The 23,644-nt window shown below is 73.0% G+C and carries 21 protein-coding genes; 13 read left to right on the top strand and 8 right to left on the bottom strand.

Annotated elements, in window-relative coordinates:
• Positions 1 to 13: 13 nt before the first annotated feature.
• Positions 14 to 1,285: a M6 family metalloprotease domain-containing protein gene (locus ACIQVI_RS28675; RefSeq protein WP_351970481.1), complete on the bottom strand. Its 1,272-nt coding sequence runs from the start codon at positions 1,283 to 1,285 to the stop codon at positions 14 to 16.
• Positions 1,286 to 1,616: 331 nt separating this feature from the next.
• On the opposite strand from ACIQVI_RS28675, the gene ACIQVI_RS28670 reads away from it, so the two are divergent.
• Positions 1,617 to 2,282 carry a TetR/AcrR family transcriptional regulator gene (locus ACIQVI_RS28670; RefSeq protein WP_403601001.1) on the top strand — a complete coding sequence of 222 codons (666 nt, stop codon included), beginning with the start codon at positions 1,617 to 1,619 and terminating at the stop codon, positions 2,280 to 2,282.
• 88 nt (positions 2,283 to 2,370) lie between these two features.
• Positions 2,371 to 3,909: an MFS transporter gene (locus tag ACIQVI_RS28665; RefSeq protein ID WP_403600998.1), complete on the top strand. Its 1,539-nt coding sequence runs from the start codon at positions 2,371 to 2,373 to the stop codon at positions 3,907 to 3,909.
• Positions 3,910 to 3,964: 55 nt separating this feature from the next.
• On the opposite strand, the gene ACIQVI_RS28660 is transcribed toward ACIQVI_RS28665, so the two are convergent.
• Entirely contained in the window at positions 3,965 to 4,471 is a 507-nt protein-coding gene (locus ACIQVI_RS28660; RefSeq protein ID WP_121828311.1) for a MarR family winged helix-turn-helix transcriptional regulator, read from the bottom strand.
• A gap of 104 nt (positions 4,472 to 4,575) precedes the next feature.
• Between ACIQVI_RS28660 and ACIQVI_RS28655 the strand changes: the two genes are divergently transcribed.
• A complete protein-coding gene (locus ACIQVI_RS28655) occupies positions 4,576 to 5,364 on the top strand; it encodes a dioxygenase (protein WP_403600995.1) in 789 nt (262 codons plus the stop codon).
• On the opposite strand, the gene ACIQVI_RS28650 is transcribed toward ACIQVI_RS28655, so the two are convergent.
• Positions 5,365 to 6,381: a questin oxidase family protein gene (locus ACIQVI_RS28650; RefSeq protein WP_403600992.1), complete on the bottom strand. Its 1,017-nt coding sequence runs from the start codon at positions 6,379 to 6,381 to the stop codon at positions 5,365 to 5,367.
• A 460-nt stretch (positions 6,382 to 6,841) separates the two neighbouring features.
• Between ACIQVI_RS28650 and ACIQVI_RS28645 the strand changes: the two genes are divergently transcribed.
• The gene (locus ACIQVI_RS28645; protein WP_403600989.1) at positions 6,842 to 7,843 is read left to right on the top strand and encodes an RNA polymerase sigma factor RpoD/SigA; all 1,002 of its coding nucleotides are present in this window, start codon (positions 6,842 to 6,844) and stop codon (positions 7,841 to 7,843) included.
• 70 nt (positions 7,844 to 7,913) lie between these two features.
• On the opposite strand, the gene ACIQVI_RS28640 is transcribed toward ACIQVI_RS28645, so the two are convergent.
• Positions 7,914 to 8,879 carry a helix-turn-helix transcriptional regulator gene (locus ACIQVI_RS28640; protein ID WP_403600986.1) on the bottom strand — a complete coding sequence of 322 codons (966 nt, stop codon included), beginning with the start codon at positions 8,877 to 8,879 and terminating at the stop codon, positions 7,914 to 7,916.
• 63 nt (positions 8,880 to 8,942) lie between these two features.
• Here ACIQVI_RS28640 and ACIQVI_RS28635 point away from each other — a divergent pair, with 63 nt between their 5' ends.
• A complete protein-coding gene (locus ACIQVI_RS28635) occupies positions 8,943 to 10,595 on the top strand; it encodes an MFS transporter (RefSeq protein WP_403600983.1) in 1,653 nt (550 codons plus the stop codon).
• Positions 10,596 to 10,665: 70 nt separating this feature from the next.
• Here the strand turns inward: ACIQVI_RS28635 and ACIQVI_RS28630 are convergent, their stop codons facing one another.
• The 3 genes from ACIQVI_RS28630 to ACIQVI_RS28620 form a co-directional block, all read right to left on the bottom strand.
• On the bottom strand, positions 10,666 to 11,442 hold the full coding sequence (locus tag ACIQVI_RS28630) for a DUF6227 family protein (RefSeq protein WP_403600980.1): 777 nt from the start codon (positions 11,440 to 11,442) through the stop codon (positions 10,666 to 10,668).
• Between the two features lie 140 nt (positions 11,443 to 11,582).
• Positions 11,583 to 12,662, bottom strand: coding sequence for a P1 family peptidase (locus ACIQVI_RS28625; protein ID WP_403600977.1), 1,080 nt, complete (start codon positions 12,660 to 12,662; stop codon positions 11,583 to 11,585).
• 33 nt (positions 12,663 to 12,695) lie between these two features.
• Positions 12,696 to 13,871, bottom strand: a complete 1,176-nt coding sequence (locus ACIQVI_RS28620) for a low temperature requirement protein A (protein ID WP_403600974.1) — start codon at positions 13,869 to 13,871, stop codon at positions 12,696 to 12,698.
• Between the two features lie 186 nt (positions 13,872 to 14,057).
• Between ACIQVI_RS28620 and pflB the strand changes: the two genes are divergently transcribed.
• From pflB to ACIQVI_RS28580, 8 genes are all read left to right on the top strand, one after another.
• Entirely contained in the window at positions 14,058 to 16,349 is a 2,292-nt protein-coding gene (pflB, locus tag ACIQVI_RS28615) for a formate C-acetyltransferase (protein WP_403600971.1), read from the top strand.
• Positions 16,350 to 16,469: 120 nt separating this feature from the next.
• Positions 16,470 to 17,405: a pyruvate formate-lyase-activating protein gene (gene pflA, locus ACIQVI_RS28610; RefSeq protein WP_403600968.1), complete on the top strand. Its 936-nt coding sequence runs from the start codon at positions 16,470 to 16,472 to the stop codon at positions 17,403 to 17,405.
• A 78-nt stretch (positions 17,406 to 17,483) separates the two neighbouring features.
• A complete protein-coding gene (locus ACIQVI_RS28605; RefSeq protein WP_403600965.1) occupies positions 17,484 to 18,623 on the top strand; it encodes an MFS transporter in 1,140 nt (379 codons plus the stop codon).
• Entirely contained in the window at positions 18,620 to 20,956 is a 2,337-nt protein-coding gene (locus ACIQVI_RS28600; protein WP_403600962.1) for a molybdopterin oxidoreductase family protein, read from the top strand. Before ACIQVI_RS28605 ends, ACIQVI_RS28600 begins: the two co-directional genes overlap by 4 nt.
• A gap of 7 nt (positions 20,957 to 20,963) precedes the next feature.
• On the top strand, positions 20,964 to 21,563 hold the full coding sequence (locus tag ACIQVI_RS28595) for a 4Fe-4S dicluster domain-containing protein (RefSeq protein WP_121832765.1): 600 nt from the start codon (positions 20,964 to 20,966) through the stop codon (positions 21,561 to 21,563).
• Positions 21,560 to 22,267, top strand: coding sequence for a Rieske (2Fe-2S) protein (locus ACIQVI_RS28590; protein ID WP_403600959.1), 708 nt, complete (start codon positions 21,560 to 21,562; stop codon positions 22,265 to 22,267). Before ACIQVI_RS28595 ends, ACIQVI_RS28590 begins: the two co-directional genes overlap by 4 nt.
• Positions 22,264 to 22,668, top strand: coding sequence for a hypothetical protein (locus ACIQVI_RS28585; protein WP_403600956.1), 405 nt, complete (start codon positions 22,264 to 22,266; stop codon positions 22,666 to 22,668). Before ACIQVI_RS28590 ends, ACIQVI_RS28585 begins: the two co-directional genes overlap by 4 nt.
• A 105-nt stretch (positions 22,669 to 22,773) precedes the next feature.
• Entirely contained in the window at positions 22,774 to 22,995 is a 222-nt protein-coding gene (locus ACIQVI_RS28580) for a hypothetical protein (protein WP_161373225.1), read from the top strand.
• A 19-nt stretch (positions 22,996 to 23,014) separates the two neighbouring features.
• On the opposite strand, the gene mscL is transcribed toward ACIQVI_RS28580, so the two are convergent.
• Positions 23,015 to 23,593 carry a large conductance mechanosensitive channel protein MscL gene (mscL, locus tag ACIQVI_RS28575; RefSeq protein WP_403600953.1) on the bottom strand — a complete coding sequence of 193 codons (579 nt, stop codon included), beginning with the start codon at positions 23,591 to 23,593 and terminating at the stop codon, positions 23,015 to 23,017.
• Positions 23,594 to 23,644: the final 51 nt, after the last annotated feature.

The raw sequence follows: 23,644 nt of genomic DNA, 5'->3' as shown, positions 1-23,644 counted from the left end.
CCCCGGGGCGCGCTCAGTTCCGGGTGACGCGCACCCGGTACGTGCCGTCCTCGCGCTCGTCCAGGACCGTGATCCGCACGCCGTTCGCGCGGTCCGTGAAGCTCTCGCCCGGCCCGTACGGCGCGTCCGACAGCTCCGCGTGGACGTTGGCGCGGCGCGTGCAGCCGCCGCTCGCCCGCTCGCTGTCGGCGACGGTCACCGGGCCGTGCCCGGTGTCGACGTCGGACTCGACCCGGTAGACGAGGACGCCCTGCTCGCACACGGCCTCGTCGTTGCCGCCCTGGCCGCGCACCTCGATCGCGTACCCGGAGGTGCCGGAGAGCGGGACGAAGGCGAGCTTGGGGCCGCCGGGTTCCGCGAGCGGGGTGAGGTCGTACTCGGTGGTGCCGGTGGCCGAGGCACAACTGACCTGCTCGTTGTCGAGCCAGCCCAGCTTCCACTTGTGCCAGCCGAGCAGGTCGTTGTTGGCCCCCCAGTCCTCGGACATGATGTCCCAGTGCCCGACGGAGCCGCCGCCGTCGGCGGTGTAGAGGTCGGGCAGCCCGAAGACGTGCCCGTTCTCGTGCGGCAGGACCCGGTAGCCGGTCTCCGCGAAGCTGCCGGAGCCGTCGTCCTGGCGGCTGTAGACGAAGGACGTGTTCGCGAGCGGCACGCCGTCGGCGTAGGGGGCGTCGTCGTTGCCGGAGAAGGTCACGGACAGGACGGTGTCGAGGGCCGAGGGCCCGGCGTTCGGCGTCACCAGCACGTTGACCAGGTCGTACGCGCTGAAGTCCACGCGCTGGTCGGCCGCCTTCACGATGTCCTCGACCAGGGCGCGGTAGCCCGGCTCGTACGGGGAGCCGCGCTCGATCCCGTACGCGGAGAACGCCCGGGGCATCCGCAGCCAGTCCGGTATCGGCGCCTCGGCCCGGTAGTGCAGACGGCCGTACGAGCTGACGCGGAACCAGTCGGCGGTCTGCGGGAAGAACTCGCGGAAGCGGCCCATCGCCGTGCCGTCCCCGACGGCGTCCGGGAAGTCGATCATCAGGTTGAGGGCCCTGACGAGGCCCGTGGAGCGCACGTATCCCGGGGCGGTGGGCAGCCCCTCCGACATCTGCACGCCGAGCGTCGTGGCGATGCGGCACGGCGCCAGCTGGGCGTTGCCGGGCGCGGCGGCCACGGGCCCCGCCGAGGCCGGGACGGGCCCGTGGAGGGTGGTGCTCGCGGAGGCGAGCAGGGTCAGGGAGAGGGTCGCGGTCGCCGCCAGGGCGACGGGTCTGCGTATCCGTCGGCGGGGGTGCTGCATACGTCGCCTCTCCGGTGGGGGCAGGTCGGCGGACGGAACCGGCTCCGCGTGCGGGCGGGATCCGCGCTGTGCGATCAGCCTGTGGCGGGTGGTTCGGCCGCGCGCGCCGGGTGGCCCGATCGTGGGTATTCCGTGAAACGAGGATTGTGTGACCGGGGTCACAGAGATGGCCGGAAATAACCGGGGACTGTCTCCCCGTTTACGCCTGTGTCGAGAGAAGTGGGGAACCTTTCCCCGGATCTGTTCGACCCCGGCGCACCGGTGGCCCGACGGCCCCGTGACCCTGCGCCCCCACCGACCCCGTGACCCCGTTGTTCGAGGAGGACCCGACGTGACCGGCAACGCCGACACCGCCGCGCCCGCCCGCCGCGCACCCCGGCCGCGCGCCGACGCCCTGCGCAACCGCGAGCGGATCGTGACGGCGGCCCGCGAGATGTTCGTCGAGTTCGGCTCCCAGGTGCCGTACGACGAGATCGCCCGCCGCGCCGGCGTCGGGAACGCCACGCTCTACCGGAACTTCCCCGAGCGCGCCGACCTCGTCCGCGAGGTCGTCCTCTCGCTCATGGCCCGCGTCACCGAGCTGGCCGAGCGGGCCGCCGAGGAGGAGGACGACACCTTCGCCGCCCTTCGCCGCTTCGTCCACGGCGCCGCCGACGAGCGCGTCGGCGCCCTCTGCCCGATGCTCGACGGCGCCTTCGGCAAGGACCACCCCGACCTGGTGGCCGAGCGCGACCGCCTGGAGGAGGTCGTCCAGGGGATCGTCGACCGGGCGCAGCGGGCCGGCCGGCTCCGCGCCGACGTCGGCGTCGGCGACCTGATGGTGGCGGTGTCGCAGCTGACCCGCCCGCTGCCGGGCACCGCCTGCGCGGCCTTCGCCCCGTTCGTACGCCGTCATCTGCAGCTGTTCCTCGACGGCCTGGAGGCGCCCGCGCGCTCCGAGCTGACCGGGACGGCCATCACCCTGGAGGACCTGAGACGCGACACCTGCCCGTCGTGACCCCGGTCCGGGGCGCCGCCCTCCCCGGCCGCCCGCCACAGCCTTAAGTCCCTTTTCAGTCAGTACGCACCAAGAGGTGGCCCCACCCATGCCGAAAATCGCCGACAACCCCACGAGCGGCGCGCTCACGCCCGACCCCGGGCGCTGGAAGGCGCTCGTCTTCATCGCCCTCGCCCAGCTGATGGTCGTCCTCGACGCGACGATCGTGAACATCGCCCTGCCCTCCGCCCAGCAGGACCTCGGGATCTCGGACGGCAACCGGCAGTGGGTCATCACCGCCTACGCCCTCGCCTTCGGCGGCCTCCTCCTCTTCGGCGGCCGGATCGCCGACCTGTGGGGCCGCAAGCGCGCCTTCATCGTCGGCCTGGCCGGCTTCGCCGCCGCCTCCACCCTCGGCGGGGCCGCGAACGGCGAGGCCATGATGCTCGGCGCCCGCGCGCTCCAGGGCGCCTTCGGCGCGCTCCTCGCGCCCGCCGCGCTCTCGCTGCTCGCCGTGACCTTCACCGACGCCAAGGAGCGCGCCAAGGCCTTCGGCATCTACGGCGCGATCGCCGGTGGCGGCGGCGCCGTGGGCCTGATCCTCGGCGGCTTCCTCACCGAGTACCTGAACTGGCGCTGGACCTTCTTCGTCAACATCCCGTTCGCCGTGGTCGCCGCCGTCGGCGCGTACCTCGTCGTCCGCGAGCCGGCGGGGGGCCGCAACCGCTCCCCGCTCGACGTCCCCGGCGTCATCCTGTCCACCCTGGGCCTGGTCGCCCTCGTGTACGGCTTCACCCGCGCCGAGTCCGAGGGCTGGGGCGACGCCGGCACGATCGGCCTCTTCGTCGGCTCCGCCGTGCTGCTCCTGGCCTTCGTGGCCACCGAGGCCCGCGTGAAGTCCCCGCTGCTCCCGCTGCGCGTCCTGGCCGACCGCAACCGCGGCGGCGTCTACCTGTCGCTCGGCCTCGCCGTCATCGCGATGTTCGGCCTGTTCCTCTTCCTGACGTACTACCTCCAGATCGTGAAGGGGTACTCGCCGGTCAAGACGGGCTTCGCGTTCCTGCCGATGATCGTGGGCATGATCACGGGCTCGACCCAGATCGGCGCGCGCCTGATGACCCGCGTCCCGCCGCGCCTGCTGATGGCCCCCGGCTTCCTGACCGCCGCCGTCGGCATGTCGCTCCTGACCCAGCTGGAGATCGGCACCTCGTACGCCGGTCTGATCCTGCCCGCGCAGCTGCTGCTCGGCCTGGGCATGGGCACGGCGTTCATGCCGGCGATGTCGCTCGCGACGCACGGCGTGGACCCGAGGGACGCCGGTGTGGCCTCCGCGATGGTCAACACCTCGCAGCAGGTCGGCGGCGCCATCGGCACGGCCCTCCTGAACACGATCGCCGCCTCGGCCACCACCGCCTACCTGGCCGACCACGCGGCGGGCGCCACCACCCCGGCCGCCCAGAAGCTGCTCCGGCTCCAGGGCATGGTCGAGGGGTACGCGGCGGCCATCTGGTGGGCGGTCGGCATCCTGGCCGTCTCGGCCGCCATCGCCTTCGCGTTCATCAACACCGGGAAGCCGGAGGGCGGCGTGGTCGCCGGGTCCGGCACCGGCGCGGACGACGAGGTGAGGATCCCGGTCGTCGCGCACTGACCGCCGGAACCCCCGTACCCCTGCCCTGGCCCCGCGTACGCGCGCACTCGCGTCCTCAGCGGAGCCAGGGCAGGTCCGCGTCCGGGTCCGTCGGTTCGAGGCCCTCGGCCATCACCCGCATGATCGTGCCGAGCTGCCGCACCTGCTCCTCCGAGAGCCGGTCGAACAGGGCCTGGCGCACGGCCGCCACGTGACCGGGCGCGTTCCGCCGGAGGACCTCCATGCCCTCGTCCGTGAGCCGGGCGAACTGGCCGCGCTTGTCGGAGGGGCAGTTCTCGCGCCGCACCCAGCCGTTCTTCTCCAGGCGGGCCACGGCGTGGGAGAGCCGGGAGCGGGTGATCTTGGCGTCCTTGGCCAGTTCGGTCATCCGCATACGGCGGCGGGGCGCCTGGGAGAGCTGGACGAGCAGGCCGTAGTAGATGTGCGGCATCCCGGCGTCGCGCTGCAACTGGCGGTCGAGGTGGTCCTCCAGGAGCGTGGTGGCGTGGAGGTAGGCGCGCCAGACCTGGTGTTCCTCGTCGGTGAGCCAGCGCGGTTCGGTCATGTCTCCCATGGTTCCCATCGTACGACTCATTCTTGAAAGTTGAACTAAGTCGGCTTATGCTGGCCCCGTAAGCTTGAAGTTTCAAGAACCTTGGTTCGCGAAGGAAGCCGGAGGTGGCCGCCATGGACCCCGTACAGGCACGGATGCCCGCCCTCTACCTGTCCCACGGCGCCCCGCCGCTCGCCGACGACCCCGTCTGGCCCGGCGAGCTGGCCGCCTGGTCCGCCGAGCTGCCGCGACCCGCGGCGATCCTCATGGTCTCCGCCCACTGGGAAGAGGCCCCGCTCGCGCTCGGCGCCACCGAGACCGTCCCCCTCGTGTACGACTTCTGGGGCTTCCCCGAGCACTACTACCGGGTGGAGTACGCCGCCCCCGGCGCGCCCGCGCTCGCCGAGAGCGTCCGCAAGCTGCTCCGCGCGCCCGGCACGCCCGTGCAGGACATCCCCGACCGGGGCCTCGACCACGGCGCGTACGTGCCGCTCGTCGAGATGTTCCCGGACGCCGACGTCCCCGTGCTCCAGATCTCCCTGCCCACCCTCGACCCGCGCCGGCTCATGGACGTCGGGCGGCGGCTCGCCCCGCTGCGCGACGAGGGCGTCCTGATCGTCGGCAGCGGCTTCTTCACCCACAACCTGGCCGCGCTCCGGCACCCCGGGGGCGGAGTGCCGGGCTGGTCCGCCGAGTTCGACGCCTGGGGGCGGGAGGCCCTCGCCGCGCGGGACGTCGACGCCCTCCTCGACTTCGCGCGCAAGTCGCCCGCCGGGCGCCTCGCCCACCCCCGTACCGAACACTTCGCGCCGCTCTTCGTCACGATGGGCGCGGCGGACGCGGCCGGGGACCTCGACGCGGAGCGGTCGGTGATCGACGGCTTCTGGATGGGCCTCGCCAAGCGGTCGGTCCAGTTCGGGTAGTCACGGGAACGCGGGCGCGTTCAGCTCGACCGAGCGGACGGCCGCCGCGAGCGCGAGCGGACCGCCCACGTCGAGCGCCGTGTCCGTGAACTTGATCGTGTGGTCGTCGCCGTGCGCCGCCGCCCGCGCGAAGACCTCCTCGGGGGTCAGCGGGGTGGCCTCGTACGGGGCGGGCTCCACCGGGGTGTACGCGGCGGTCACCGCGGCCGACGCCGCCCAGGCCGCCGACAGGCTCGGCGCCCACAGCGCGCGGGGGAGCGCGGGCAGGACGCGCAGGACCGCGTTCGGCGCGGTCGCCGCGTGCACCAGCATGACCGGCTCGCCGTATCCGTGGGTCGCGTACCGGTGCGTCGCCGCCGCCACCAGCTCGGTGAGCAGCGCCCTCGCCGCCTCCGGGTCCCGCGCCCCGCCCCACACCGGGAACGCCGTCAGCTGCGCGAGCCGGTGCCGGATCCCGCCGTCCTGGTCCGGAACCGGCGGTACGGCGTCCAGCGCGGCCGCCGCCGTCGGCGCGACGGCCAGCGCGGTGAGCGGCGGGAGCGGCTGGTGGCGGGCCGCCCAGTAGCCGAGGGCGTGCGCCAGCTCGGCCAGGCGCGGGGCCGTCGCGCCCTCCGGGGACGCGAGCAGGGTCCGTACGGCGTGGCCCGTGCGGATCACCGGGTGCGTCGCCCCGGCCGCGATCCCCGGGAGCAGCCGGGGCCACCACTCGGCGAGGACCGCCCGCCAGGGGCGCTCCGCCAGCTCCCGGGCGAAGAAGCGGGTCCAGTCGGTGCTCCGGGCCGGATCGCCCAATGCCTCGCGCCAGCCGTCCGCCGTGACGGGGGCGTACGGGGGCGGCGGCTCCTCCAGCTTGTCCGCGTACCGGTCCAGCCAGCGGTGCACGGTGGCGGCCTGCCCGTGGCGGACCAGCGCCTCGACGGCCATCGGGGCGTGGTTGCTCAGCCAGCCGTGGCGCTCGGGCCCGCTGTCGTGGAGCCGTTCGAGGGCCTCGTCCAGGGTTCCGGTGGTGTCGGTCATGGGGCCGACGGTAGGGCGGGGGAGGGGCGCGGCGGAACGGGCCGCGGACCTAGGCCCGGGGGCCGCCGAGACCTAGGACCCCGGCCGTCGGGTTCATGGCCCCGGCCGCCCGTGCCCGCCGTCGGGTTCATGGCCCCGGCCGCCCGCGCCCGCCGTCGCGCAGGCAACCGCCCGGCCCCGCCCCGCGTCTGAAGGGGTGGCGCCGCATGTGATCGCGGTCTCACCGACAGTGTGGTCGAGGGCCCCCGCGAGGGGCGCCGCACCACCCTCCGTGCCCGGTCTGACCTGCGCCTCCGTGGGTTCCGGCGGCACGCTCGCAGGGGCGGAAGCCGCGCAGGATACTGCATGATCGCGAAAATCCATGTGCCGGGTGGGAATTCTGTCCTGATTCCAGTCGTTGTTTCCGTCGGATGCAGGGCACCCGAAAGGGTGTCGTGACCTACTCAGCAAGGGAGCACGCATGGCAACCCGTGCCGTCGCCCGCCGTCAGACCTCCGCCCGGAGCGGGGCCGGCCGGGCGAGCAGCGTTCGCGCCGTGGGCGGGGAGATCGCCGACCGCGACCTGGTCGGCATGTACCTCGACGAGATCGCGCGCACGCCCCTGCTCGACGCCGCCAAGGAGGTCGAGCTCTCCCAGACGATCGAGGCCGGCGTGTACGCCCGGCAGATACTCGACGGAGAGGTGGACACCGAGGCGGGCGGCGCGTCCCGCGAGGAGCTCGAGGCGCTGGTCGCCGAGGGCGAGCGTGCCAAGGACCTCTTCATCAAGTCCAACCTGCGGCTCGTGGTGGCCGTCGCCCGGCGCTATCCGCGCAGCGGGCTCCCCCTGCTCGATCTGATCCAGGAGGGGAACGCGGGCCTGGTGCGCGCGGTCGAGAAGTTCGACTACGCGAAGGGCTTCAAGTTCTCCACGTACGCCACCTGGTGGATCCGGCAGGCCATCACCCGCTCCATCGCCGACCAGTCCCGCACCATCCGGCTCCCCGTCCACCTGGTGGAGGAGCTCGGCCGGATCCGGCGCGTGCAGCGCGAGTTCAACCGGGAGCACGGGCGCGAGCCCGAGCCCGCCGAGATCGCCGCCGAGCTGGGCTCGACGCCGGAGCGGATCGTCGACGTCATGGACTGGGCGCGGGACCCCGTCTCGCTGAACATGTCGGTGGACGACGAGGGCGAGACCCAGTTCGGCGACCTGCTCGAGGACACCTCGGCGGTCTCGCCGGAGCAGTCGGTGCTCACGCTGCTGCGCAGCGAGGAGCTCGACGACCTCATCGACAAGCTGGACCACCGGACGGCCTCGATCATCCGCATGAGGTACGGCATCGAGGACGGGCGCGAGCGGACGCTGACCGAGGTCGGCAAGGAGCACGGCCTCACCCGCGAGCGGATCCGCCAGATCGAGAAGCACGCCCTGCTGGAACTGAAGAAGATGGCCCGCGACACGGGCTTCGACGCGGTGGCCTGAGCCGCGTCCGCCCGGGGGCCCGGGGACGGTCGACCGTCCCCGGGCCCCCGGGCGCGTTCCCGCGCGGTTCCTACCCCCGCGCCGGGACCGCCGCCGCCAGGCGCCCCGCCAGGCCCTCCACGTGTGCCCGCAGGGGCTCCGGACCGTGGACGGTGAACGGGACGTCGACCAGGGCCAGGCGGAGCGCCAGCCACTCGACCGAGTCGGCGGTCCGGGCGCGCAGCCGGCAGGCGGCGGGGCCCGTCGGGTCCGGGGCCAGATGGGACGGGAGGCGGGCCGTCACGAAGCCGGCCGGGGCCTCGAAGGAGACGTCCAGGTCCAGCTCCGGCTGCGACCGGGCCATCGAGCGGGCGAGCAGCTGGGCCGCGTCGCCCGCCGGCAGCTCGCGCGGGGCGAAGCGGGCCCCGGTGGCCAGCGGGTCGCTCACCCGGTCGACCCGGAAGGTGCGCCAGTCCTCGCGCCCCAGGTCGTAGGCGACGAGGTACCAGCGGTGCCCGGTGGAGACCAGCCGGTAGGGCTCGACCAGGCGCTTCGTCTCGGCGCCGTCGCCCGCCCGGTAGCCGAAGCGCAGCTTCTCCCGCCCGGTGACCGCGCCCGCGAGCGCGGTCAGGGTCGCGGGCGCGACCGTGGCGCCGTCGCCCCGGGTCAGCGGGATCGTCGCGTTCTGGAGGGTGGAGACCCGGTGCCGGAGCCGGGCGGGCAGCACCTGCTCCAGCTTCGCCAGGGCCCGTACGGACGCCTCCTCGACGCCCTCGATGGCGTGCCCGGCCCCGGCGCGCAGGCCGACCGCGATGGCGACGGCCTCCTCGTCGTCGAGGAGCAGCGGCGGCATGGCCGTACCGGCGACGAGGCGGTAGCCGCCCACCGCGCCCAGGGTCGCCTCGACCGGATAGCCGAGGTCACGGAGCCGGTCGATGTCCCGGCGGATGGTGCGCGGGGAGACCGAGAGGCGTTCGGCGAGCTCGCTTCCGGGCCACTCGCGGGGGGTCTGGAGGAGCGAGAGCAGATGCAGGAGTCGTGCCGGAGTGTCCGTCATGCCGTCCAGGATGGGGCCGATCTAGGACACGATCAGACCTATATGACTCCTATCTTTCTTCGTATGAGTTCACACGACGCCGTCACGGACGCGGCGGACCCGATCGGCAAGGCCTCCGTAGACCCGACCTCCGCAGGCCCGACCCCCGCCGGCCCGGACGCGGCACCCGCCGATCCCGGCGACAAGCGGCGCTGGATCGCCCTCGCCATCGTCATGACCGCCGCCTTCATGGACCTGGTCGACGCCACCATCGTCAACATCGCGATCCCCAGCATCGAGCGGGACCTCGGCGCCACCATCGGGGCCATCCAGTGGATCACCGCCGGGTACGCGCTCGCGTTCGCCGCCGGACTGATCACCGGCGGACGGCTCGGCGACATCTACGGCCGCAAGCGGCTCTTCCTCCTCGGCACCGCCGGCTTCACGCTCGCCTCGGCGCTCTGCGGCTTCGCGGCCAACCAGGAGATGCTGATCGCCTCCCGCCTCCTCCAGGGCGTGGCGGCCGCGATGATGGTGCCGCAGGTCCTGTCGATCGTCCACGCCACCTTCCCGGCGCACGAGCGCGGCAAGGTCTTCGGGCTCTTCGGCGCGATCGTCGGCCTGGGCGCGGTCTCCGGGCCGCTGCTCGGCGCGCTGCTCACCCAGTGGAACATCGCGGGCCTGGAGTGGCGCCCGATCTTCCTCATCAACCTGCCGGTCGGCATCGCGGGCCTGCTCCTGGGCCGGAAGTTCATCACCGAGTCCAAGGCGCCGAAGGCGCTCCGCCTCGACCTGGTCGGCGTGCTCCTGGTGACGGTCGCGCTGCTCATGCTGATCTACCCGCTGACGCGCGGCCGCGAGCTGGACTGGCCGCTGTGGGGCCACCTCATGATGGCCGGCAGCCTGCCCGTCTTCGGCCTCCTCGTCGGGTACGAGAGGTACAAGACGCGCAAGGACGGGTCGCCGCTCGTCGAGCTGTCGCTGTTCAAGGTGAAGAGCTTCGCGGCCGGCATCGCGGTCCAGCTGACCTTCGGCGTTGTGATGGGCATCTTCTTCCTGGTCTGGACGCTCTACATGCAGGTCGGGCTCGGCTGGACCCCGCTGCGGGCGGGCCTCACCGGGGTGCCGTTCTCGATCGCGGTCTCGGTGGCCGCCGGGCTCTCGGTGCAGAAGCTGGTGCCGCGCTTCGGCCGCAAGGTGCTCCAGGCGGGCGCCCTGACGATGACGGCGGGCGTCCTGCTCTACCTCTTCGAGGCGGGCCGCTACGGGACGGCGATCACCTCCTGGCAGATGGTCCCGCCGCTGGTCGTCATGGGTCTCGGCATGGGCCTGATCGTGGCGCCGCTGACGGACGCGGTCCTCTCGGAGGTGCCGCGCGAGCACGCCGGTTCGGCCTCGGGCCTGATCAACACGACCACGCAGATGGGCAGCGCGCTGGGCCTCGGCCTGGTGTCGGTCGTCTTCTTCGGCCTCATCGACGACGACCGCCTCAGGAAGGCCCCGGCGGAGACGGGCGCGGCCTTCACGGACGCCTTCCAGAACTCCCTGGGCTGGGTGGCGGGCGTGCTCGTCGTGATCTTCCTGGTGATGTTCGCGCTGCCCGCGAAGCCGAAGCAGCACCTGGAGGGCGGCGGCGACGAGACCGCCCCGGCGAGCGGTGCGGGTGCGGAGGCCGGTGCCGAGGCCGGTGTCGCCACCGGTGCCGGCGTCGAGAAGGAGTCGGCGCTCACCCGCTGAGCGCGGCCCCGCCGAAGGGCCCCCGCCGGGACGGTCTCCCGGCGGGGGCCCTTCGCCGTGCGGCCGGAGGTCAGCGCACCCGGGCGCGGGTCTCCATCGCTGCCCGGGCCGTGTCCTCGTCCTCGTACACCTCGCACATGTGGCGTCCGTCGGGGGTCGCCGTGTGCTCCACCTCCCAGAGGCTGACCTCGCTGCCGTCGAGCAGCAGGAACTGGTGCTCATAGAGGGTGAAGCCGGCGTCCCGGCCGCCCCCCACGGGGCAGTGGCGGCCGAAGGCCTGCGTGATGTGGTGCGCGAAGGCGAGCCGCAGGCGGCGGGCCGTCTCCTCGCCGGGCCGGTCCGCGTTCTCCGCGCGCCGCAGGACGCGGCGGGCGTGGTCGGCGGAGTTGTCCGGCACGTACATCCGGGGCTGGGTGGGTATCGGGCGGGCGAGCAGGGCGCTCAGCAGCTCGAAGTCGTCGTCCTCGTCGAGGACGCGCCCGTCGGAGCGCTCGGCCGACCAGCGCGTCGGCGGCCCGGAGGGCAGCCGGGAGGCGGCGAGCCGGGCCTCGGCCTCCTCCGCGTACAGCTCGTGCTGCTCGGTGCCGTCCCGCCCGGCGTCGTGCACCAGCTCCCAGAGGCTGAGGGTGCCGCCGTCGGCGAGCAGATAGGTGTGGCGGTGGGTCGTGCGGTGCAGCGACGCGCTGTGGTGCGAGGAGTGCAGCGCGCTGGAGTGCGCGAGCGCCGTGGCGAGGCGCTCGACGGTCGAGTCGGGCAGGTCGAAGGAGTTGAGTGCCCGGCCGAGGAGCCGTTCGACGTGCGCCTCGGTCGTCTCGTACGGATCGGGGTGATCCTGCGGATCGTTCAAGGGGATCTCCAGGCCGTCGCCGCATGTCACTTGGTGCTTGCTTAACGTAGTCCCTGGGTCTGACATCGTGTCCGGTGTTCCGGCAAAACGAAGGGCGTACGAGGGAAGTTCCCGCCTTCTTCCCCTCAACTCCCCTTCCCTTACCGGGAGTACGGGTCCGCCTGCGGCCCGTACAGCTCCCGGTACGAGGGGAAGTCGCCGCCCGGGCCGCGCAGTCCGCCGGGGGCCGCGAGCAGCGCGCGGACGATCGCCCGGGTCACCAGGTCCGCGCCCGCCGCCAGGATCTCGTTCAGGGCGAGCGGTCCCGGCCCCTCCGGCAGCTCCCAGGCCCCGGTGGCGAGGGCGAAGACCGTGTCCCCGTCGTTCATCAGGTGCACCGGCCGCACGGCGCGCGCGATGCCGTCGTGCGCCGTGCCCGCCACCTTGCGCGCCTGCGCGCGGGTCAGCGCCGCGTCCGTCGCGACCACGGCGAGCGTGGTGTTCAGCGGGGGAGGGGCGGCCGCCGCCCGCGCCTCCGCGAGCCGCCGCCGCGCCGCCGCGTGGACCTCCGGGTCGGGGAAGGCGGTCCTGCCGTCCTCGAAGTAACTCCCGTACGGGACGCCCGTCGTCGGGTCCACGGCCGAGCCCACCGCGTTCACGACCACCAGCGCCCCGACCGTGATCCCGGACGCCAGGACCGCGCTCGCCGTCCCGACGCCGCCCCGCAGGCCGCCGACCACGGCCCCGGTGCCCGCGCCGACCGCGCCCGTCCCCACGCGCGCGTGGTCCCCGCTCGCGTCGGCCGCCTCCGCCGCCGCCCGGCCCGTCGCCGCGTCCGGCCGGGCGGTGAAGTCACCGCCCCGGCCCAGGTCGAAGACGCAGGCGGCGGGGACCACCGGCACCACGTGGGACGGGTCGGGGCCGACCCGGACGCCCCGGTGCCGCTCCGCCAGCCAGGCCATCGCGCCGGAGGCGGAGTCGAGGCCGTACGCGCTGCCGCCGGTCAGGACGACCGCGTCGATCCGCTCCACCACGTTCCTCGGGTCCAGGGCGTCCGTCTCGCGCGTCCCCGGCCCCCCGCCCCGTACGTCCACGGCGGCGGTCGCGCCGCCCTCCGGGGCGAGCACCACCGTGGTGCCGCTCAGCGCCCCCGGACCGGCCACGCGCGCGTGCCCCACGCGCAGCCCGCCCACATCGGTGATCCCGTCCTGGCCGTCCGTCGTCTTCCCGGGCTCCGTCATGCGCCCTGCCTACCACGCGGCCCGGCCCGGCGCTCAGGCCCCGTCGCCCCGCGTCACCGGGTTCCGTGCGGTCAGGGTGACGCCGGTCGCGACGGCCGCCGCCGCGACCAGACCGGCCGCGAGGACCGCCCAGCGGCCCGCGAAGGAGCACATCAGGATCGCGAACGCCGCGACCGGCAGGACGAGCTGCTGGGCGGTGCCGACCTTGAAGTAGCGGGCGTGCAGCAGCCACACGAGGAGCAGGAAGAGGGCCGACGGGATCGTCACGGCGGCGGAGGCCGAGAGCACGGAGACGTGCGCCTCGCCCACGGCCTGCTCGACGGAGATCTCCAGGCCCGCCCCGATGGCGGCGGCCGACATGAGGATCAGATAGTGCCCGTACCCCCACAGGAAGGCCTGGCGGCTGGAGGTCAGCCGGTCGTGGGCGGGCACGACGAAGTAGACCCACCAGGCGGCGAAGACGAGGAGCAGGCCGCCGGCGGCGATCGGCAGCAGCTCGTCCAGGGCGTCGTTCTCGACGATGCCGGACTTCACCGCGACGGTCGCGGCGGCGACGGTCTCGCCGAGGACGATGAGGGTGAACAGGCCGTACCGCTCGGCGATGTGGTGCGCGTGCCAGGCGCTGGTCCCGGCCCGCTCCGCGTACAGGGGCACGGACAGCTCGGCCAGCGCCATGAAGACGAAGACCCACGGGCGGGCGGGCTCCGGCGCGAGGACCAGGCCGAGCCAGCCGACCTGGCAGAGGAGCACCCCGCCCGCGTACCGGTGGCACATCGTCCGCTCGGCCGGGTCGGTCGCGTGGCGGGCGGCGCGCAGCCACTGGAAGACGAGGGCCAGCCGCATCACGGCGTAGCCGAGGTAGACGACGAGGAAGTCGTGCTCCTCGAAGGCCCGCGAGACGCCGGCGGCGAGGATCAGGACGCCGGCGATCTGCACGAGGGTGACGACCCGGTAGAGGACGTCGTCGTTGTCGTACGCGGAGGCGAACCAGGTGAAGTTCATCCAGGCCCACCAGATCGCGAAGAAGACCATCGCGTAGTTCGCGACGCCCGAGCCGGCGTGGTCCTCGGCGACCGCGTGCACGAGCTCGGCGCCGGCCTGGGCCACGGCGACGACGAAACACAGGTCGAAGAAGAGCTCCAGGGGCGTGGCGGCCCGGTGGGCCTCCTCGCGGGAGCGGGACGTGAGCGGCAGGAAGGGTCTGGTCATGAGCACAGCACACCAGGGACCGGCGCTTCTCGGCCACGTGCCACGCGTGACACCGGCCGGGGCCTTCCGTACGTCCGGGACGGGACCTATGGCCGCCGGAAGGGGACCAATGCCGTCCGGCACGGCCGCTCGGGAGGAGTGGAATGGGAGACAGGCGACGAGGCTGTCGAACGAATCGAGAAGGCGGTGCGGGAAGTGACTGCGACCCCTGCTGAAGCGACGGTGCACGACACGGTGGACGAGCGGGCCTGGAAGGGCTTCCAGAGCGGGCCCTGGCGCGACGCCGTCGACGTCCGCGACTTCATCCAGCGCAACTACACGCCGTACGAGGGCGACGACTCCTTCCTCGCCGGCCCTACCGAGCGGACCGCCGCCGTGTGGAAGGCGATCACCGACCGCTTCCCCGAGGAGCGCGCCAAGGGCGTGTACGACGTCTCGTACGACGTGCCCTCCACCATCACCGCCCACGCCCCCGGCTGGATCGACCGCGACCGGGAGCTGATCGTCGGCCTCCAGACCGACGCCCCGCTCAAGCGCGCGATCATGCCGTACGGCGGCTGGCGCATGGTCGCCGGCGCCCTGGAGACCTACGGCTACCCGGTGTCGGAGGAGCTGGAGAAGGTCTTCACCGAGTACCGCAAGACCCACAACGCCGGGGTCTTCGACGCGTACACCCCCGAGATCCGCGCCGCCCGCAAGGCCGGGGTCGTCACCGGACTGCCCGACGCCTACGGCCGGGGCCGGATCATCGGCGACTACCGCCGCGTCGCCCTCTACGGCGTCGACCGGCTCGTCGAGGCGAAGAAGGCCGAGAAGGAGGAGCTGAGCTCCCTCCCCGCCGGGGACCGCTCCCTCGAAGAGACCCTCCGGCTGCGCGAGGAGCTGGCCGAGCAGATCCGCGCCCTCGGGGAACTGAAGGCGATGGCCGCCTCCTACGGCCACGACGTCTCCCGTCCCGCCGCCGACGCCCACGAGGCCGTCCAGTGGCTGTACTTCGCCTACCTCGCCGCCGTGAAGGAGCAGAACGGCGCCGCGATGTCCCTCGGCCGCACCTCCACCTTCCTCGACGTCTACCTCCAGCGGGACGTCGCGTCCGGCGTCCTCACCGAGGAGCGGGCCCAGGAGCTGATCGACGACTTCGTCATCAAGCTCCGCATCGTCCGCTTCCTGCGCACCCCCGAGTACGACGAGCTGTTCTCCGGCGACCCGACCTGGGTCACCGAGTCCATCGGGGGCATGGGCGAGGACGGGCGGACGCTGGTCACGAAGACCTCCTTCCGCTACCTCCAGACCCTCTACAACCTCGGCCCGGCCCCCGAGCCGAACATGACCGTCTTCTGGTCGCCGTCCCTTCCCCGGGGCTTCAAGGAGTTCTGCGCGAAGGTCTCCATCGACACCTCCTCCGTCCAGTACGAGTCGGACGAGCTGATGCGCCCCCGCTTCGGCGACGACACCGCCATCGCCTGCTGCGTCTCCGCGATGCCCGTCGGCAAGCAGATGCAGTTCTTCGGCGCCCGCGTGAACCTCGCCAAGACCCTGCTGTACGCGATCAACGGCGGCCGCGACGAGCGGTCCGGCGCCCAGGTCGGCCCCGCCACCGGCGCCCTCACCTCCGGCGTCCTCGACTACGACGAGGTCATGGCCCGGTTCGACGAGCAGATGGAGTGGCTCGCGGGCGTCTACGTCCACGCCCTGAACGTCATCCACTTCATGCACGACAAGTACGCGTACGAGCGGATCGAGATGGCGCTCCACGACCGGGACGTGCGCCGCACCATGGCCTGCGGCATCGCCGGGCTCTCCGTCGCCGCCGACTCCCTCGCCGCGATCAAGTACGCGAAGGTCGTCCCGGTCCGGGACGCGACCGGCCTCGCCACCGACTACCTGATCGAGGGCGACCACCCGGCCTACGGCAACAACGACGAGCGCGCGGACGCGATCGCGGTCCACCTGGTCGAGGAGTTCATGCGGAAGGTGCGCGGGCATCCGACCTACCGGGACGCCGAGCACACCCAGTCCGTCCTGACCATCACCTCCAACGTCGTCTACGGCAAGAAGACCGGCAACACCCCCGACGGGCGCCGCGCGGGCGAGCCCTTCTCGCCGGGCGCCAACCCGATGAACGGCCGCGACACCCACGGCTACGTGGCCTCGGCCCTGTCGGTCGCCAAGCTGCCGTACGCGGACGCCGAGGACGGCATCTCGCTGACCAGCACCGTCACCCCCGACGGCCTGGGCCGCACTCCCGAGGAGCGGATCGCGAACCTCGCGGGCCTCCTCGACGGCTACACGGCGAGCGACGGCTTCCACATGAACGTCAACGTCCTGAACCGCGCCGTCCTGGAGGACGCCATGGAGCACCCGGAGAACCATCCGCAGCTGACCATCCGGGTCTCCGGGTACGCGGTGAACTTCGTCCGGCTCACCCGCGAGCAGCAGCTCGACGTCCTGAACCGCACCTTCCACGGCTCCCTGTGACCGGGCTCCCGGCGGCCCCCTCCCCGTGACCGCCCGACCCCCGACCGCGTCCCGGGGCCGGCCGGACCCCACCCCGGCCCCGGGGCGCCCCGACCCGACCGCAACCGAAAGAGGCCCCCCATGCCCAGCCTCGCCCCACCGCCGGCCGCAGCCGGGACCGCCTCCTGCACGCCCCTCGCTCCGGCCACCGCCCGGACCGCCCCCTGCACGTCCCCCGCTCCAGCCGCGGCCGGGACCGCCTCCTGCACGTCCCCCGCTCCAGCCACCGCCCCGGTCGGTCCCCGTCCCTCCGCCGCCACCCCCGCCGCCGTGGTGACCCGGCGGCCCGCCGAGGGGGCGCTGCACTCCTGGGACCTGTCCACCGGGGTCGACGGGCCCGGTACCCGCTTCGTCGCCTTCCTCTCCGGCTGCCCCCTCACCTGTCTCTACTGCCACAACCCCGACACCTGGCGGATGCGGTCCGGCCGGCGCACCTCCGCCGACGACGTGATCGCCGAGGCCGCCAAGTACGTCCGCTTCATCTCCGCCTCCGGCGGCGGCGCCACCGTCTCCGGCGGCGAGCCCCTCCTCCAGCCGGTCTTCACGGGCGAGCTGCTGCACCGCCTGAAGCACGAGCTCGGCCTCCACACGGCCCTCGACACCTCGGGCTTCCTCGGCGCCCGTGCCACCGACGCCCTGCTGCGCGACACCGACCTGGTGCTCCTCGACATCAAGTCCTGGGACCCCGCCACGTACCGGAAGGTCACCGGACGCCCGCTGGGGCCCACCCTGGACTTCGCCCGGCGCCTCGCCGACCTCGGCCGGGAGGTCCACGTCCGCTTCGTCCTCGTCCCGGGCCTCACCGACGACCCCGCCAACGTGGAGGGAGTCGCCGCCTTCGCCGGGGGTCTCGGCAACGTCTCCCGCGTGGACGTCCTTCCCTTCCACAAGCTGGGCGAAGCGAAGTGGCGGGCACTCGCCATGCCGTTCACCCTGCGCGACACCCCGTCCCCGACCCCCGATCAGCTCGCCGGGGTCCGCGAGGTCTTCCGCTCCCACGGCCTGAACGCCGTCTGAACGCCGTCCGAGCGACGTCCGCACCACGCCACCCCGCAAAAAGGGGCGAAAGGGGCTATTCAGCCTTAACGTGGCCGCGTGACCGAGCCACCGCAGACCGCCGAGCCGACCCCTCCGCCGGGCGGGCCCGCCCCCGCCCCCGGCGCCACCGACCCGGCCGCGGCGGAGCCCCCGCCGCAGAGCCCCGGCGCCGTGCGGCGCCGCGCCTCCCTGGTCGGCGCGGTCGTCTCCGCCCTGCTGATCGTCGCGATCGTCCTCGGCAGCCGCCTGCTCCGCGACTTCGACTCGGCCCTCCTGCCCTACGCCGTCGCCACCGTCTTCCTCGCCTTCGGCGTCGCCTACCGCTACACCGTCTGGATCTCCGCCCCCGGCGCCCGCCGCCTCTTCCGCAAGGGCTGGGGCTCCTTCTTCTCCGTCGCGAACTTCCGCAAGGCGCCCACCGCGCTGCCCAGGATGATCGCCACCTATCTCGGCTTCCAGAAGTTCCTCGGCGCCCGCTCCCACGCCCGCTGGGCCGCCCACCAGCTCATCTTCTGGGGCTGCCTGCTCGCCGCCGCGATCACCTTCCCGCTCACCTGGGGCTGGTTCACCTTCACCTCCTCCACCGGCGCCGGACCCGGCTACGAGATGCGGATCTGGGGCTTCAAGGTCCTCGGCTTCGACTCCCTCAGCGTCCTCGGCTGGCTCATGTTCCACGGCCTCGACATCGCCGCCGTCCTCGTCATCCCCGGCGCCGGCTACTTCCTCTGGCGCCGCATGAAGGACCGGGGCGCCATCACCGGCCAGCGCTTCGCCTACGACCTGGTGCCCCTGCTCGCCCTGATCGTCATCTCCGTGACCGGGCTGCTGCTGACCTTCTCGTCGATCTTCCTGCACGGCGGCGGCTACGAGTTCCTCGCCATCCTCCACATGGTGTCCGTCGTCTTCACCCTGATCTACATCCCCTTCGGGAAGTTCTTCCACATCGTCCAGCGGCCCGCCGCCGTCGGGATGCAGCTCTTCAAGTACACCTCCCGCCGCAAGGACGAGGAGGGCGAGGTCTTCACCTGCCGCCGCTGCCACCAGCCCATCGACACCGCGCCGTACGTGGAGAACCTCCAGGGCACCATGCGCGACCTCGACCTCGGCTTCGAGGGCTGGGCCGAGTACTGCCCCCGCTGCAAGCGCGTCCTGCGCGGCACCGCCTACCTCGACCACGTGAAGAAGGGCTTCAAGTGAGCGCCACCGACCCCGCGGCCGTCCCCGGGACCGTCCCCGGGCGGCCGCTGTCGCTCGACCCCTCCCTCGCCCCGCCCGGCTCCCGCAACTTCCGCGACGCCGGGGGCATCCCCGCCGACCGCTGGCACGCCGACCAGAACGAGGAGACCCTCGTCCCCACCCACTGCTGCTTCTGCGGCGTCCAGTGCGGCATGTACCTGCGCGTCGACCACCACGGCAAGGTCTTCGGCGTCGAACCCCGCAACCACGACATCAACCGGATGCGGCTCTGCCCCAAGGGCATCAACGCCTACCAGCAGGTCAACCACCCCGACCGGCTCACCGCCCCGCTCATGCGCGACAACCGCGACCAGGAGTTCCGCGAGGTCGGCTGGGAGGAGGCGCTCGACCGCACCGTCGCCGAGATCCGCCGCATCCAGGCCGAGTACGGCAACGACGCCTTCGGCCTCCTCGGCGGCGCCAGCCTCTTCTCCGAGAAGACCTACCTCGTCGGCAAGTTCGCCCGGGTCGCCCTCAGGACCAAGCACGTCGACTACAACGGACGCCTCTGCATGGTCTCCGCCGCCGGGGCCAACAAGCTCGCCTTCGGCATCGACCGCGCCGGCAACCCCTTCTCCGACATCCTCCTCACCGACTGCCTCCTCATCGCCGGATCCAACGTCGGCGAGTGCTTCCCCGTCATGACCCAGTACGTGTGGGGAGCCCGCGACCGGGGCGCCACCCTGATCGTGATCGACCCCCGCGAAACCGCGATCGCCCGCACCGCCGACATCCACGTCGCCCTCAAGCCCGGCACCGACTCCGCCTTCTTCAACGCCGTCCTGAACGTCGTCGTCGCCGAGGGCCTCACCGACGAGGCCTACCTCGCCGCCCACACCACCGGCTGGGACGAGGTCAGACGGACCGTCGCCGAGTACCCGCCGTCCCGCTCCGCACGGATCTGCGGCGTCCCCGAGGAGCAGATCGTCCAGGTCGCCCGGATGTTCGCCGGCGCCGGACGGGCCATGGCCTGGCACGCCCGGGGCATCGAACACCACTCCCAGGGCGTCGAGAACTGCCTCACCGTCATCAACCTCTGCGTCGCCACCGGCAACATCGGCAAGCCCGGCGCCGGATACGGCACCATCACCGGCCAGGGCAACGGCCAGGGCGGCCGCGAACACGGCCAGAAGTCCGACCTCCTGCCCGGCGGCCGCTCCATCACCAACCCCGAGCACCGCCGCCAGATCTGCGAGATCTGGGGCATCGACGAGACCGAACTCCCGCCCGCCGGAACCTCCATGATGGAGATGGTCTGGCAGATGCAGCGCGAGGAGATCCGCGGCCTCATCGGCATCTGCAACAACCCCTTCGTCTCCCTCCCGAACTACGCCACCGTCAAGAACGGCTACGACACCCTCCAGTTCCACGCCCAGTTCGACTTCTTCCTCTCCGAGACCGCCGCCAACGCCCACGTCGTCTTCCCCGTCACCGTCTGGGCCGAGGACGACGGCGTCATGGCCAACGCCGAGGCCCGCGTCGTCAAGCACAACAAGGCCCAGGAACCCCCCGCCGGCGTCCGCACCGACACCTGGGTCATGTGCGAACTCGCCCGCCGCCTCGGCGCCGGGGACAAGTTCGACTTCACCGACTCCCGCTCCGTCTTCGAGGAGCTCCGCGTCGCCTCCGCCGGGACCGTCAACGACTACTACGGCATCACCTACGAGCGCCTGGAGGAGACCGGCGGCATCGCCTGGCCCTGCCCCACCACCGACCACCCCGGCACCCCCCGGCTCTTCGAGGACGGCCGCACCTACCACCCCGACGGCAGGATCCACCTCCAGGTCGTCGAATGGCACCCGCCCATGGACCCGTACAGCGAGGAGTTCCCCCTCTCGCTCACCACCGGCCGGACCGTCGCCCACTTCCTCTCCGGCAACCAGACCCGCCGCCTCGCCGGACTCGTCGAACAGACCCCCCGCCCCTGGGTCGAGGTCCACCCCTCCCACGGCTTCCGCAACGGCGACCCCGTCCGCGTCGTCACCCGCCGCGGCAGCGAGGTCTTCCCCGCCCTCGTCACCGACGCCATCCGCCCCGACACCGTCTTCGTGCCCTACCACTGGCCCGTCCCCACCGCGGCCAACGCCCTCACCATCGACGCCCTCGACCCGCGCTCCAAGATCCCCGAGTACAAGGTGTGCGCCGCCCGCGTCGAGGCCGCCGAACGCATCGACGAGGTCCCCGCCCCGCCCACGCCCCCCGGCCGCCCGGCCTACCCCGAGGCCCAGGTCTCCCGCACCGACCCGCTGCCCCCCACCTCCCCCCAGGGCCGGGGCACCGCCGAGAGGAGCTGACCCGCACATGATGGGCCGCACGATCTTCATCGACCCCGGCCGCTGCATCGGCTGCCAGGCCTGCGTCTCCGCCTGCCGCGAATGCGACTCCCACCGCGGCAAGTCGATGATCCACCTCGACTACCCCGACGAGGGCCACTCCGTCGCCTCCCTCCCCACCGTCTGTATGCACTGCGAGGACCCCGTCGCCCCCTGCGCCGAGGTCTGCCCCGCCGACGCCATCCTCGTCACCCCCGACGGCGTCGTGCAGCAGGCCGACACCACCCGCTGCATCGGCTGCGCCAACTGCGTCAACGCCTGCCCCTTCGGCGTGCCCAAGATCGACCTCCAGGCCAAGCTCCAGATGAAGTGCAACCTCTGCTACGACCGCACCGCCTACGGCCTCGCCCCCATGTGCGCCACCGTCTGCCCCACCGGCGCCCTCTTCTACGGCACCGTCGAGGAGCTGCGGGCAGAGCGCCCCGGCGTCCAGGTCGCCGACTCCTTCACCTTCGGCACCACCACCGTCTCCACCGGGGTCGCGATGGTCGTCCCCGCCGACAAGGTCCAGTGGCCGGTGCCCGGCGGGCTCCCCGTCGTGGAGATCAACGGAAAGGACGTCCGTTGAGCGTCACCGATCCCCAGCCGCCCGCGCCGGACCCCCGCACCGACGCGGCCCAGGACGCGCTCCACGACCGGATCGCCGCCGACTCCCTCACCACCCGCCGCGACTATCTGCGGATCGTCGCCACCGTCTCCGGTGGCCTCGCCGTCGGCGGGATCGGCGTCGCCTCCGGCATCCTGCACCGGCACGGCGACGGCGAAGGCGCCCCCGAGCCGAAGCGGATCGCCGACCGCATCCTGCCCGGCGACTCCCTCGCCTTCCGCTACCCCGGCGCCGACGACCGCGCGGTCGCCGTCCGCCTGGAGGACGGCACCCTCGCCGGCTACTCCGCCGTCTGCACCCACCTCGCCTGCGCCGTCCTCTGGCGCAAGGACCGGGGGAGCGAGGGCGAGCTGTACTGCCCCTGCCACGAGGGCGTCTTCAACGCCCGTACGGGAGAGGTCACCGCCGGCCCGCCGCCCCGGGGACTGCCGAAGGTGCTCCTCGTGGAGGAGGCCGACGGCAGCGTCTGGGCGGTCGGCACCGCCCGCTCGGGCGAGAGCGCCCGCGACGGCCTCTGCCGCGAACTCGGCCCGGACCGCCCGGACCTCGCCGCCCGCCTGGGCTGCCCCGGAGCCTCCGCCGAAGGCGCGGGCGCGGGGACGAGCCCGGTGCCGGAGAAGGCGGGTACGGGCGCGGGCGCGGCGGAGAGGAGCGAGCGGACATGAGCGAGAACGCCTTCCCCCGCGACCCGGAGGCCCCGGGGCCCACGGAGCCGCCCCGGCCCCCCGCGTACACCCCGGGCAGTGCGCAGCCGCGCCTGAACCGGCCCCTGCACGAGCGCTATCCGCAGATCCGGCCCACCAGCGGCTACGGCGATCCCCGGATCCGGCACACCGGGCCGGGGCCGGGAGCCGGTGCGGAGCAGGAGCCCGAGCGCTCCTCGAAGCTGAACGCCCGTCTCGCCCTGGCGCTCTCGGTCGTCGTCGGCCAGCTCTGGGGCCTGACGATCGTGGTGGACGAGTGGATGTCGGGCGACACCGGCACCGCCTGGTGGGGGGCGGGCTTCCTCGCCCTGTCGTTCCTCGTGGTGCTCGGCCTCTGGCTGCTCGACCCGAAGGACCGCTGAGCGGAAGCCCGCTGAACGGAGGCCCCCGGAACGAAAGCCCCCGGAACGACCGGGTACGGGACGACCGGCAGGCGCGGAGCGGGGCGGCGGGCGTACCCTGAAGGGATGAGCACCGCCCCCGCCCACGGCCCGCGAGACACGGAGCGACCCGGCACGCCTTCCCGCCCCGAGGGCAGGCCCCGGCCGGCCATCGTCTTCGACGATCCGCTGGACCGCCAGTCCGCGGACGACACGGACCGCGGGTGGGGCGAGCGGCCTCCTACCGGTGGCGACAGCGCCGCCGACCTCGCGCGCTTCCTCGACGAGAAGCCGCCGCACCACCTCTGAACCCGGCGGACGACGCCGGTCAGGAGGTGGGGTGTGCCCCCGTGCCGCCACCGGAACCCGAACCGGGAGCGGAGCCGGGACCCGAACCGGGAGCCGTCCCCGCCGAGGGGCCGCGCTGGGCGACCAGGTGGTCGCGGATCTCCTTGAGCACCTCCAGCTCGCTGACCTCCATCGTCTCCTGGACGCCTTCCTTCGCCTTGTCGTGCGCGGCGCGCTTCGCGAGGATCTTCGCCATCGGCAGGACCATCAGGAAGTAGACGACGGCCGCGGTGATCAGGAAGCTCAGCACCGCGCTGAGCACCAGGCCCCACTGGAGCTCGATGCCCTGCACCTCGCCGTCGACCACCTCGCAGGTGTCCTTGATGCAGGACGAGTAGCTCTCCAGGTCCTTCGTGCCGAAGGCGCCCACGACCGGGTTGATGATGCCCTTGACCACCGAGTTCACGATGTTCGTGAACGCGGCGCCGATGACGACCGCCACCGCCAGGTCGATCACATTGCCGCGCATCAGGAAGGCCTTGAAGCCTCCCAGCACGGTTTCCTTCTTCGCCACCGAGGTGCCTTTCGTCTGTGTCACTCGTGCTGCGTGCCGTGCCATTACGCCGTGCCCGCCGCACGGGCGTCCAATCCGTACACACGGGACGGTTAC

It is taken from the genome of Streptomyces sp. NPDC098101 (assembly GCF_044760185.1).
GTDB lineage: Bacteria > Actinomycetota > Actinomycetes > Streptomycetales > Streptomycetaceae > Streptomyces.
The sequence above is the reverse complement of the archived record's forward strand: the minus strand, read 5'-3'. Positions and strand labels throughout refer to the sequence as shown.

Coding starts and splice junctions, on each gene's coding strand:
- ACIQVI_RS28675 (WP_351970481.1), bottom strand. CDS start 1,285: ATGCAGCACCCCCGCCGACGGATACGCAGACCCGTCGCCCTGGCGGCG.
- ACIQVI_RS28665 (WP_403600998.1), top strand. CDS start 2,371: ATGCCGAAAATCGCCGACAACCCCACGAGCGGCGCGCTCACGCCCGAC.
- ACIQVI_RS28660 (WP_121828311.1), bottom strand. CDS start 4,471: ATGGGAACCATGGGAGACATGACCGAACCGCGCTGGCTCACCGACGAG.
- ACIQVI_RS28655 (WP_403600995.1), top strand. CDS start 4,576: ATGGACCCCGTACAGGCACGGATGCCCGCCCTCTACCTGTCCCACGGC.
- ACIQVI_RS28650 (WP_403600992.1), bottom strand. CDS start 6,381: ATGACCGACACCACCGGAACCCTGGACGAGGCCCTCGAACGGCTCCAC.
- ACIQVI_RS28645 (WP_403600989.1), top strand. CDS start 6,842: ATGGCAACCCGTGCCGTCGCCCGCCGTCAGACCTCCGCCCGGAGCGGG.
- ACIQVI_RS28640 (WP_403600986.1), bottom strand. CDS start 8,879: ATGACGGACACTCCGGCACGACTCCTGCATCTGCTCTCGCTCCTCCAG.
- ACIQVI_RS28635 (WP_403600983.1), top strand. CDS start 8,943: ATGAGTTCACACGACGCCGTCACGGACGCGGCGGACCCGATCGGCAAG.
- ACIQVI_RS28625 (WP_403600977.1), bottom strand. CDS start 12,662: ATGACGGAGCCCGGGAAGACGACGGACGGCCAGGACGGGATCACCGAT.
- ACIQVI_RS28620 (WP_403600974.1), bottom strand. CDS start 13,871: ATGACCAGACCCTTCCTGCCGCTCACGTCCCGCTCCCGCGAGGAGGCC.
- pflA (WP_403600968.1), top strand. CDS start 16,470: ATGCCCAGCCTCGCCCCACCGCCGGCCGCAGCCGGGACCGCCTCCTGC.
- ACIQVI_RS28595 (WP_121832765.1), top strand. CDS start 20,964: ATGATGGGCCGCACGATCTTCATCGACCCCGGCCGCTGCATCGGCTGC.
- ACIQVI_RS28585 (WP_403600956.1), top strand. CDS start 22,264: ATGAGCGAGAACGCCTTCCCCCGCGACCCGGAGGCCCCGGGGCCCACG.
- ACIQVI_RS28580 (WP_161373225.1), top strand. CDS start 22,774: ATGAGCACCGCCCCCGCCCACGGCCCGCGAGACACGGAGCGACCCGGC.
- mscL (WP_403600953.1), bottom strand. CDS start 23,593: ATGGCACGGCACGCAGCACGAGTGACACAGACGAAAGGCACCTCGGTG.